Consider the following 11,341-nt stretch of genomic DNA (forward strand, 5'->3'; position numbering starts at 1 on the left):
ATGAATATTGGCATGGTATTTAGGTTATCCGCACCAATTCACGGAACGATTCTTACTGCATTGAAACCACAAAACAACCAGCGGCAATGACACCTAAACCGTAAGGAAAATTGGCATATAACGCCCTTGTGAAGTTGCCCGCCCCTGAACCCAAACATTACATCGTAATCACAAAAGCCAATTCAGACTGAAAATGCCGCGTATTAAGGGTCAACTTGCACAGTTTGTTAGGTTGAGGCGCTGAACTTCATTAGGTGGTAACTCTCCAAGCCGCCTTCAACAGTAGAATCAATTACAAAACCTTTTGAATGGTAAAAACCAATAGCATTTTCATTAGCAACCAAACACTTCAAACTCAACTCTGAATAATGCTGCTTGCTGGTATTTAACAGCTTTGAACCTGCACCACTACGTAATTGTTGAGGGCTAACAAAAAGATGATGGATAAAGCAGTCAGGAGCCCAGATTGATATGAAACCTAGGACTTCTTCGCCCTCAACTGCTACCCATATTTGTTCACCATCAGTGTCTCGGTCAAAGTCTAACAACCCAAAATTGGTTGTGTCTAACCAAGTAAAAGTTACAGTTCTCGATTCTAAATATAACTGCCACAATGCAACTAAATGATCAGAATGAAACCTTTTGACTTCCATTAACTCTCCAACAAACCTAACGCCCTTGTGAAGTTGCCCGCCACTGAAACAAAACCTTGCCCCATAATCACAAAAGCCAATTCATACTAAAAATGCCACGTGTTAAGGGTCAACTTACACAGCTTGTTATGTTCGGGTCTTAAGATGCATGTGTAGCAAAACAACACTTTTCCCTTCATACGAAATTCGAGGTTCTGCGCTATACGGCACAAAACCAAGCTTGGCATAAAGTAGCAAAGCTCGTGTGTTGTAATTAAAAACCGACAAGCATGGTGTGGCTTGATAAATTTCTAAACATTTAGAGCTAAGGTGCTCAATAAGGGCTCGTCCAATCCCCTTTCCTTTGTGGCTATCGGACACTACAACGTTACCAATAAATGCACTCTGAGAAGGTTTTATATTATATAAGTTCCCAAAGGCAACAACCTGTCCATCAACGATACTTACCGTCAGATCTGATCTTACTTGAGAAATACTGCTGATTTGCTCTCGATCCCATGGATAAGTACCCGACGGGCAAACTGAATACAGCTCTTGCGGCGAAGAGACTAATTGAGATATCTCATCAAAATGAGCTTCAACAGCACTTGTAAATTCCATTTACCCTCCAAGAACATAACGTCGAACATAAGTTGCACCACGGCTAACTCACCAAGCGCACTAAACTCCACACCAAAACTGCGGAGTAAAACGTGTCAACTTGATGTTTTTGTTATATTTTGATCAACCTAATACCTTTGCTGAAGATAAGATAACAACACTACTAATAACGAAAATTACTACCATAGCTATAATTGCCTCTATAAAACTGAGGTTTATAGACTTACTTTTACTTTCAACTAAGTCATTACATCTACAAGATGCTACATTAATTTTTGAGTTGACAATCACTGATACTAAAACTAAAAGAACACCGATAATAACAATCTCAAACATTTTAATTATTACATTTGTAAATGCTGAAAGTAAAAAATAACATTCCCGCTCAGTATTTGTTATATCTAAGGTTTCTTTTAGCATTGAACTTAGAAAGAACACTATCAATGAAAGAATAAATAATGAAACCCAACTTAGCCAATTAACTTTCTTATTCTTGATGTCTATTACCGTTAGATTAAATAGCAAAACCGCAAAAAAGAATGCGACAAAAATCAAAGATCCAAATCGGTCAAATGCTAAAAACCCAAGTGCTTGCTGGTAATCAATATTTAATATGCTAGTACATTTCATATTTAAGCCTAATTATAAAAATATAACGCCCTTGTGAAGTTGCCCACCCCTAAACCAAAACAGTACACCGTAATCACAAAAGCCAATTCATACTAAAAATGCCGCGTGTTAAGGGTCAACTTACACAGTTTGTTATATGAAAACTGAAATCAAAGCGGCTTGGCCGCCCCACCGAGACAGCAGGAGATGCAACCCAAGACCACGATACTAACTGTAACCCCGAGCACCATGCTACCGCCAACTGAATTACAAACTTGGCTTCGTAATTTCAGCAACTTAGTAAACACTGAAAGCATAACGAACCAGCACTAAATTCAACAGTGCGGATTCATGAATTTGAGAGAGACAAGGCTATTTATACTAATGGATATTGGCATGATATTAAGGTAACCCGCACCATTTCACGGAACGATTTTTACTGCATTGCGACCTACATTGAAACCACAAAGCAACCAGCTGCAATCACACCTAAACCGTAAGAAATAATGGCATATAACGCCCTTGTGAAGTTGCCCGCCCCTAAACCCAAACAGTACACCGTAACCACAAAGCTAATTCATACTAAAAATGCCACGTGTAAAGGGTCAACTTGCACAGTTTGTTATATGAACACTGAACTTAAAGCGGCTTGGCCGCCCCACCGAGACAGCAGGAAAAACAACCCAAGACCACGATGCTAACTGTAACCGTAACCCCCAATCTACTAACGATTGAAACCTTACTTGGCAGTGTAATTTCAGCAACTTAGTAAATATTGAAATCATAGCGAACCAGCGCAAAATTCAACAGTGCGGATTCATGAATTTGAGAGAGACAAGGCTATTTAGACCAATGAATATTGGCATGAGATTTAGGTTAACCGCACCAATTCACTGAACGAATTTCACTGCATTGCGACCCACATTGAAACCACAAAACAACCAGCGGCAATAAAACCTAAACCGTAAGAAATAATGGCATATAACGCCTGCCATAATACGCCACAACGTATTACGATAATGTTGATATAACCACCTAAAACACTAAAGCCAACTCATACCTAGAATGCCGAGCGTTGGTGGTCGTTTTGATGGCTTTGTTAGCTGCACTTTTCAGTAAATGGTAAACAATACACTTTAAACAACTATAACTTCAGTAATTAATACCGACAACCCCATCAATAAAATGCTAAACATAAACAACACAAAGGATAAAATAAACTTCCTCCGAATACCTAAAGGAATAGTTTTTATTTTCTTATCCATTCCGTATCTTTTTGCCTGATATTTACTCAGAAAAACAGTACTGTAATGTAGAACACCTTGCATAGATAAAAATACATTTAACGAATAAAATCGAACACCATTATCAAGGTTATCTTCCAATAACAACATCCACTTATTTTTAAGGTATACAACTATAGAAAACCATATAAAAACACCAATGCACCCTATAAAAAATAGAAATGCTGAAATTTCTAACAATAAAGCATAATTATCACTTTGCATTATTTTATACCGTACGATTTATATAGTAATTCACCTCTAGATTCACCATACTTCCCAGACATGTTACCACCAACATATCCGCCAGCTCCTCCTGCAACAACTGCACACCAAAAAGCGCTTGTACCTCCCGATGGTAATCCAAATACCAAAGTACAAACTCCCCATGTAGCAACACCGCCACCGACAAAACCGCCAGCGATACTGCCGGTCGCCTTGCCAATTTGGGTATATTTAGCTTTACTACATTGTGCTTTATTCTTCGTTGTACAAGCCTTTTTAATATTGGCTGTTGCATCAACACCAGTCAAAGCAATACCGATATAACCAACACGTTTCAAATTACGTGACATATTTGCAACAGTTGCATAGTTTTTAKAGAAGTTAGGGATACTGGTAACACTTCCCTTTTGACTCCCCCAATGATGGATTATGCTTTTACTACTAAGTCCTARATTTTTCCTTATATCGCCAGCAATTATTCTGCYGCCAATCTTAGGTTGACCAAACCGACTTAGTGCTGAATCTAATCTCTGAAAGTGCATATTGCGCTTTGTGAAGAAAGTACTATTGCTCAAATTACCATTGCTTTTATAGCTTGATACATAGCTCTTCTCTAAGTCCTTTAGAATAGACTTAACTTGGCTAACGTGTGCATTCCATGCGTTATTACTCAAGCCGAGTAAAAGACCATTATAACTCGCYACACTAGATAAAAAATCATACCTTTTGRCTAAGGTTTCACGCTCAGAGCGATCAAGAGCGATAAGTGTTCTATCTACTGATTTRGCAATATCTAAGAAGCGCGYTTCTTCAAGCGTACATGTATTRCTTTCAGCTGGCGATAGCAAGACAACCTGCCCTACTTTAACCAAGTCATCTTTTAAATGAGAATTTACAGCCCTGAAGTGCTKATAGACGATTTCGCTTGGCGAGTTATACATAATCATCACCAATCGATCTATTGGCATAGTCTTTTCAACAATATGGATCGCCATATTGTTTTGTTCTTGCATTGTAGTCATTCGCAAACCTCACTCAATTCTTAGATATATCTAATTGACAGTAACTCAAGAATAACGAATTGATGTATTGCGATGTATAAGCAAATTGTCCGCGTTGCTTAGACTGCGATTCACTACAAATATTTGTGTAACATCGAAACTAATTCAAATGAGGASGCCTTACTCAAGGCTAAAAAGCAGCTAACGCCTTGCTAAGGTGCGGCTAATTACCACAAAACCCAAGCAAAGCCACCGTAATCACCAAACTCAACCGAACCAAAAATGCCAAAGGTTAGCCGTCACTCTTAAGCAATTTGTTATGCAACATCTCTGCGTAAGACCACAAAGTGTTCTTCTTCACCAACCTGTTCAAAACCTTGATTAATATAAAATTTAATCGCCCTAGGATTTACTTTGAAGCACCTTAATTCCAACGGTTTTCTATACTGAAAACCCTGAACGGTCTCTAATACTTCCACACCTAAATTTTGACCTTGAAATTCGGGACGAATAACTAACATATTTAGGTATGTTGAGTCACCTCGAAATTCATACTGAATATAGCCTACCCTTTTCCCTGGTTTAACGATAAATGAAGTATTTAATTCAAAGTAACGACTTTCGAATTCATTGGTCTGCCAATTAATATCCCAACCCCATATTTTTTCAATATGATGCCTCATTGCTGGGACAAAGATGCTCCAGACTACACTTCTGTCTATATGAGTTGTTCGAATTATTTCCATTTAGACCTACCCAACATACTCCTGTTGCATAACGCCCTTGTGAAGTTGCCCGCCACGAAACCCAAACAGTACACCGTAACCACAAAGCTAATTCAGACCCAAAATGCCACGTGTTAAGGGTCAACTTGCACAGTTTGTTAGCTATTGGGAGAAGTGTACCCTGTAGTTATTGCTACGACTTGAAAACCACGCTTTGATACTATCGGTTTACTCATATCTGAAGCATCAATTACAAGATACTTAAGCCCTCTAGCTTTAGCTTCTGCAATTCGTTTATTGAGTAGCAAACTATAGTACCCATTACCTCGAAACTCTTTGACGGTGCTTCCACCCCAAATACCAGCAAATGGGCTATCTCCGTTAAATGTGACCCAAGCAGAGGTAACAGGCTGACCATTTACATACACAACATAGATTGATACCGATTCAGGAGAGTGCTCCTTGAGCTTCAGCAAGTATTTGTACTGCCAATCGAAGTCACCACCCCAAACTTGTTCTTGAACTCTTATTGCATCACGAATACCTTTGCTATCCGAAACCTCCGTGATTTGAGAATCATCAACGGACTCATTACTAGCCTTTGAAAGCTCCAACACCATAAATGACTCAGTATCTTCTTGCTCAAAACCATTGGCCAGTAACACTTTGCCGATATTGCTAGGTGTATCTGTACTATACGTTTTCCACTCAAAACCTAAGTTTCGTTTGTTAAAGTACTCTTGCTGTTCGTTAACTATTGATTGTGTGCGACTTTCTTCGAAATCAAAGAAAGAAATGTAGCTACCGTGACGGTCTTCAGATACGAACTTTGTGAGGTCGCTATCTGATATTTTTATACCGCTAAACGAATTAATGAGTTTTCTTTCAAACTCATTGTATTCTCGCATTACATCCACTGTATTCATTATGTCCTCTGATATAGCTAACGCCAAGCTAAACCGCATGAAACCTTGGCATATACTTTTGCGGAGCAAAAATGCCGAGCGTTGAATGTCGGTTTAAGCGCCTTGTTAGCTTTAGTTAATTGAAATCCGATTGACCGATTATGAAACCAAACATCAGCACAAACGATAGTGCTTGCCAGACATATAACCCACCATCTGAGTTTAGTGATTCGATAAAATCATTAACTGAGGAGAACTTTAACTTGAATTTTTGAACGTGGTCACCAATTAAGTAACAAGCAAAACCTGCAAAAAAGACCCCCATAGCGAATAAGGCAAAACCTTGCGCTCCTGTTGTTGGAGCTTGCCCTAGTACTAGCCATTGTGCATTAAAAAGTGAAGTCCAAGCAGAAATAAGCATTAGCACAATTGCCAAAAGATATGGAAGTCCATTTCCTTTACTATTTACGTAAACTATTGCGTAACCAAAAGCGGTAGCTAACAATGCCTCAAGTAAGCAGGCTAGAATGAATCCAACGGCTACACTACCGACTGGTATTGCTGCTGTTGGAACTCCATCATGTGTACTAAATGCTTGAATGCTCCAGATGAAGTTGATGATAGTTACAACGCTTGCTACTAAATTAATAGGTTGTTGCATCTCATTTTTAATATTGGTTGTTACGGTAGACATACTTTGAGCCATTTACTTAGATTTCAGAGGATTATACGTAAAATGTATATGATATAAAGCTAACGCCTTGCTAAGGTGTGAGTAACGCAATACAAAAGCTACCGCACAGCGCCTTAATCACATAAGCCACCGCAAAGTAAAAATGCCACGCGTTACGAATCACTCTTAAGCAATTTGTTATGTATATGATTCAACAAGCTCAGCAGAACTTATTGAAGCATACTTCTCGATGAACTCGATTGCTCTGCTAAGAGTCACGAACTCGTTTTTGAAACTCTCTGTTTCCTCAGAAATACGTTTTATATGAACTACATAACCATCTTCTACTTTACTCATAAGTACAGTTGTTGTTTTAGCCCCCACAGTCTTAGATGCAGAAATTTCTTCAACGCTTGATAACAGTTGCTCGATTTGCGCTGCTTTTTCTCTATCTGAGGCAGAAACCCAAATATCGCTATCTGGCGAACTGTAACGATACAGACAAACAAGCATTGGGATTGTAATAAGAACTGCGATACCCACCCCAACAAGGAGCTCGACATTAAAGCCGTAAAGCAAAGGAAGAAGCTGGAGAGCCAATGCTATACATTGTAGATAAAAGAGATTTCTCCAAACTTTGGGAGTAAAAAACCGCTTTTTGAAGATGTACCCGTAAAAACCAAACAAATACAATGTAGTGAACACTGTACTAACCAATACGCCTACAGAAAATGAAGAGGTTAATATTGAGCTAACAATATTTAAAATCTGTAGCAGCGCGAATATAGCGCCATAAATTATCAAACCGACCCTTTTCAATGTATCTCCTTATATACATAACGCCCTTGTGAAGTTGCCCATCCCAAAGCTAAAACCTTACACCGTAATCACATAAGCTAACCCTTACCGAAAATGCCACGTGTTAAGGGTCAACTTGCACAGTTTGTTATATGAAAACTGAAATCAAAGCGGCTTGGCCGCCCCACCGAGACAGCAAGGAGTCACTCAAAAACCTCGATGCCGACTGTAATCGTGAGCGCCACACTACCAGCACTTTTTAACTTACTTAGCCGCTTAATTTCAGCAACTTAGTAAACACTGAAATCATAACGAACCAGCACAAAATTCAACAGTGCGGATTCATGAATTTGAGAGAGACAATGCTATTTATAGCAATGAATATTGGCATGAGATTAAGGTTAACCGCACTAATTCACGTAACGATTTTCACTGCATTACGACCCACATTGAAACCATAAAACACCCAGCGGCAATGAGACCTAAACCGTAAGGAATAATGGCATATAACGCCTTGCTAAGGTGTGAGTAACGCAATAAAAAAGCTACCGCACAACGCCTTAATCACATAAGCCTCCGCATACTACAAATGCCACGCGTTACGAATCACTCTTAAGCAACTTGTTAGCTGAATTGCTCAACGTTTGCTTCCAATTGCTCTCTTAAGCCTTGGTTCTCTTGCTGAATCCAGTATTCCACAATTTGGTTTTCGCTGACTCGATATACTGCACTTCCTACTGTGGAGAGTTTTAAACCTGTTGGCTCATAACCATAAATTACTCCCTCATGCTGCCCGTCTTGGCGCCAACGCACATAGACCTTTTGGTCTTGAATTAGAAACTCTTCAATAGATAAATCGAAGTTCCCATAAGCTTCTAGAAATTCTTCAACATGACGACGATAGTTTTCGGGAGTTCTTTCGATTGCTTCTGACACTCCAGACACAACCTGATGCGCTACAACTACTGGAGCTAGATATTGACTTACCAAGTTTGGATTTTTTCCTGACCTTACTTGTTCAATAAAGCCTCTGACAACTTCTTCCACTGACATCAAACTTTCCCTTCTATTCTGCTAACGCCTGCCATAAATTGCCCGCAACAAAACCCCAAGCAGACCTTCATCTTCATAAACACATAAGCCAATTCAGACTAAAAATGCCGCGTGGAAAGGGTCTATTTGATGGCCTTGTTATGTGTATTCCTGATATTTTGGATGAAGCCTAGACATCAATAACATGTCAATATAACGACCATTTTTGAAGGTACTAAGACGCTTTGTTCCTTCTACTTCAAAGCCGACTTTCTCGTACAATGATACGGCTGATTGATTGTCTGCGTGTACTTCCAACTCAACTCTTACCAAATTTAGCCAGTTGTCAGCTTGTTGAATCGCCTCGTTCATCAGAGCCTTTCCTACGCCTTTGCCATGACTATGTGGATGAACGGCTATAGCTATACCCGCTGCATGCCTGTCACGAACCTTATTCGTTAAGAATATCGTCACGTGACCTACTACCTTAGAGTCAAGTTCAGCGACTAAAGTGTATTGTTCTGGGGCTGAAAACAGGCCAGATACATATGACGAGCTCAGAAACGGGAGCTGAGATGTATTCTCTGATACAGATGTAAAGCTATAGATTTCGTGAAGACCTTTATGATCAAAATCTTCCAAACGTCTTATTTTCAAATTACTTCCTTGCTGAAAAATTGTAAGAGCACATAACGCCCTTGTGAAGTTGCCCGCCCCTAAACCCAAAGGTTACACCGTAATCACAAAAGCCAATTCATACTGAAAATGCCACGTGTTAAGGGTCAACTTACACAGTTTGTTATATGAACACTGAACTTAAAGCGGCTTGGCCGCCCTACCGAGACAGCAGGAAAAACAACCCAAAACCACGATGCTAACAGTAACCCCAAGCGCCACACTACCACCAACTGAAATACAAACTTGGCTTAGTGATTTCAGCAACTTAGTAAACGCTGAAATCATAACGAATCAGTACAAAAACCGACAGTGCGGATTCATGAATTTGAGAGAGGCAAGGCTATTTGCACCAATGAATATTGGCATGAGGTGTAAGCAAACCGCACCATTTCACTGAACGAATTTCACTGCATTGCGACCCACATTAAAACCACAAAACAGCCAGCGGCAATGACACCTAAACTATAAGAAAAATTGGCATATAACGCCCTTGTGAAGTTGCCCGTCCCAAAGCTAAAACCTTACACCGTAATCACATAAGCTAACCCTTACCGAAAATGCCACGTGTTAAGGGTCAACTTGCACAGTTTGTTATATGAAAACTGAAATCAAAGCGGCTTGGCCGCCCCACCGAGACAGCAAGGAGTCACTCAAAAACCTCGATGCCGACTGTAATCGTGAGCGCCACACTACCAGCACTTTTTAACTTACTTAGCCGCTTAATTTCAGCAATTTAGTAAACGATGAAATCATAGCGAACCAACACCAAATTCAACAGTGCGGATTCATGAATTTGAGAGAGACAAGGCTATTTGTACCAATGAATATTGGCATGAGATTAAAGGTAACCCGCACCATTTCACGGAACAATTTTCACTGCATTGCGACCCACATTGAAACCACAACACAACCAGCGGCAATGAGACCTAAACCGTAAGAAAAAATGGCATATAACGCTGAGCTAAGCAGCACACCCACTTAACCTGCCAAACCCACCGCTCTCCATACCAAAAATGCCGTGTGTAATGTGTCTGCTTGAGCGTTTTGTTATGGCTAAACCCTTAGGATTAGCCAGCAACTTTCACTTCAATAACAACACAATACTGACTCAATTTTGGCGAAGCACCAGATAGAACTAAAAGTGAACGGCCATGGATACAACAACTTAGTAAACGATAAGCTCATCACCATCCGACACCTAACTATTGTTGCGGCACGCAAACCTGAAAACAACAATGCTGACGTTCAAAAAGAACCTTATGACCACCCAACCTTGAACCGCAGCCAGCGTAGAAACCAACAACATATGATGACAAATTGCGGCTAGCGAAATTTGAACAAATATAGCCAGCGAATAAAAGCTAACTTATGGCTACCAAGTCGATAACCGCAACGTTCGATAAAACAACCACAACAAAATACCCTGCCGTTGCGACTAAAGAACTCGCTACATTTAACCATAATTGGCAATGAATTTGATGAGTGCTGAACTGCAAACCGCAATAATCCACGAACGATTTTAGCGGCATTTCACCGTATAACTGATGACCAACAACCATCGAAAAACTGGATGACTTTGATGAAGGTAGAGATAAAGCCATAACGCCCTTGTGAAGTTGCCCGCCCCTAAACCAAAACAGTACACCATAATCACAAAAGCCAATTTATACTGAAAATGCCACGTGTTAAGGGTCAACTTGCACAGTTTGTTATATGAAAACTGAACATAAAGCGGCTTGGCCGCCCCACCGAGACAACAGGAAAAACAAACCCATACCGCCGATGCTAACTGTAACCCTGCCCCCCAAGCTACCAACAATTAAAGCCTTACTTGGCATTGTGATTTCAGCAACTTAGTAAACACTGAAATCATAACGAACCAGCTCCAGATTCAACAGTGCGGATTCATGAATTTGAGAGACAAGGTTATTTGAACCAATGAATATTGGCATGAGGCTTAGGTTAACCGCACCAGTTCACGAAACGATTTTCACTGCATTGCGACCCACATTGAAACCACAAAACACCCAGTGACAATGAGACCTAAACCGTAAGAAAAATGACATATAACGCCCTTGTGAAGTTGCCCGCCACTGAAACAAAACCTTGCCCCATAATCACAAAAGCCAATTCATACTAAAAATGCCACGTGTTAAGGG

General features: G+C 40.0%; 12 protein-coding genes. All 12 read right to left on the reverse strand.

The genetic code is table 11. The annotated features are described in order from the left end of the window. Positions 1-227: 227 nt before the first annotated feature. Positions 228-653, reverse strand: coding sequence for a GNAT family N-acetyltransferase (locus tag L4D09_RS27715; RefSeq protein WP_428460767.1), 426 nt, complete (start codon positions 651-653; stop codon positions 228-230). A 126-nt stretch (positions 654-779) separates the two neighbouring features. Then, a complete protein-coding gene (locus L4D09_RS27720) occupies positions 780-1,253 on the reverse strand; it encodes a GNAT family N-acetyltransferase (RefSeq protein WP_428460768.1) in 474 nt (157 codons plus the stop codon). Positions 1,254-1,376: 123 nt separating this feature from the next. Further along, positions 1,377-1,883: a hypothetical protein gene (locus L4D09_RS27725; protein ID WP_428460769.1), complete on the reverse strand. Its 507-nt coding sequence runs from the start codon at positions 1,881-1,883 to the stop codon at positions 1,377-1,379. A 1,115-nt stretch (positions 1,884-2,998) separates the two neighbouring features. Continuing rightward, positions 2,999-3,370: a hypothetical protein gene (locus L4D09_RS27730; protein WP_428460770.1), complete on the reverse strand. Its 372-nt coding sequence runs from the start codon at positions 3,368-3,370 to the stop codon at positions 2,999-3,001. Continuing rightward, positions 3,370-4,392 (reverse strand): hypothetical protein, encoded by a 1,023-nt coding sequence (locus tag L4D09_RS27735; RefSeq protein ID WP_428460771.1) that lies wholly within the window; start codon positions 4,390-4,392, stop codon positions 3,370-3,372. The genes L4D09_RS27730 and L4D09_RS27735 overlap by 1 nt, the downstream gene beginning before the upstream one ends. Positions 4,393-4,688: 296 nt before the next feature. Continuing rightward, positions 4,689-5,117 (reverse strand): GNAT family N-acetyltransferase, encoded by a 429-nt coding sequence (locus tag L4D09_RS27740; RefSeq protein ID WP_428460772.1) that lies wholly within the window; start codon positions 5,115-5,117, stop codon positions 4,689-4,691. Between the two features lie 137 nt (positions 5,118-5,254). Next, complete coding sequence (locus L4D09_RS27745; protein WP_428460773.1) at positions 5,255-6,022, reverse strand: GNAT family N-acetyltransferase; 768 nt, start codon at positions 6,020-6,022, stop codon at positions 5,255-5,257. A gap of 115 nt (positions 6,023-6,137) precedes the next feature. Beyond that, on the reverse strand, positions 6,138-6,695 hold the full coding sequence (locus tag L4D09_RS27750) for a hypothetical protein (RefSeq protein WP_428460774.1): 558 nt from the start codon (positions 6,693-6,695) through the stop codon (positions 6,138-6,140). A 177-nt stretch (positions 6,696-6,872) separates the two neighbouring features. Continuing rightward, complete coding sequence (locus L4D09_RS27755) at positions 6,873-7,493, reverse strand: hypothetical protein (protein WP_428460775.1); 621 nt, start codon at positions 7,491-7,493, stop codon at positions 6,873-6,875. Between the two features lie 603 nt (positions 7,494-8,096). After that, positions 8,097-8,525, reverse strand: a complete 429-nt coding sequence (locus L4D09_RS27760) for an ester cyclase (RefSeq protein WP_428460776.1) — start codon at positions 8,523-8,525, stop codon at positions 8,097-8,099. Positions 8,526-8,663: 138 nt separating this feature from the next. After that, complete coding sequence (locus tag L4D09_RS27765; RefSeq protein WP_428460777.1) at positions 8,664-9,161, reverse strand: GNAT family N-acetyltransferase; 498 nt, start codon at positions 9,159-9,161, stop codon at positions 8,664-8,666. Positions 9,162-10,543: 1,382 nt separating this feature from the next. Continuing rightward, positions 10,544-10,783 carry a hypothetical protein gene (locus L4D09_RS27770; RefSeq protein WP_428460778.1) on the reverse strand — a complete coding sequence of 80 codons (240 nt, stop codon included), beginning with the start codon at positions 10,781-10,783 and terminating at the stop codon, positions 10,544-10,546. Positions 10,784-11,341 lie beyond the last annotated feature (558 nt).

This window comes from Photobacterium makurazakiensis, assembly GCF_050336715.1.
GTDB classification, from domain to species: Bacteria; Pseudomonadota; Gammaproteobacteria; order Enterobacterales; family Vibrionaceae; genus Photobacterium; species Photobacterium makurazakiensis.

Coding starts and splice junctions, on each gene's coding strand:
- L4D09_RS27760 (WP_428460776.1), bottom strand. CDS start 8,525: ATGTCAGTGGAAGAAGTTGTCAGAGGCTTTATTGAACAAGTAAGGTCA.
- L4D09_RS27770 (WP_428460778.1), bottom strand. CDS start 10,783: ATGGCTTTATCTCTACCTTCATCAAAGTCATCCAGTTTTTCGATGGTT.
- L4D09_RS27750 (WP_428460774.1), bottom strand. CDS start 6,695: ATGTCTACCGTAACAACCAATATTAAAAATGAGATGCAACAACCTATT.
- L4D09_RS27725 (WP_428460769.1), bottom strand. CDS start 1,883: ATGAAATGTACTAGCATATTAAATATTGATTACCAGCAAGCACTTGGG.
- L4D09_RS27730 (WP_428460770.1), bottom strand. CDS start 3,370: ATGCAAAGTGATAATTATGCTTTATTGTTAGAAATTTCAGCATTTCTA.
- L4D09_RS27715 (WP_428460767.1), bottom strand. CDS start 653: ATGGAAGTCAAAAGGTTTCATTCTGATCATTTAGTTGCATTGTGGCAG.
- L4D09_RS27745 (WP_428460773.1), bottom strand. CDS start 6,022: ATGAATACAGTGGATGTAATGCGAGAATACAATGAGTTTGAAAGAAAA.
- L4D09_RS27720 (WP_428460768.1), bottom strand. CDS start 1,253: ATGGAATTTACAAGTGCTGTTGAAGCTCATTTTGATGAGATATCTCAA.
- L4D09_RS27740 (WP_428460772.1), bottom strand. CDS start 5,117: ATGGAAATAATTCGAACAACTCATATAGACAGAAGTGTAGTCTGGAGC.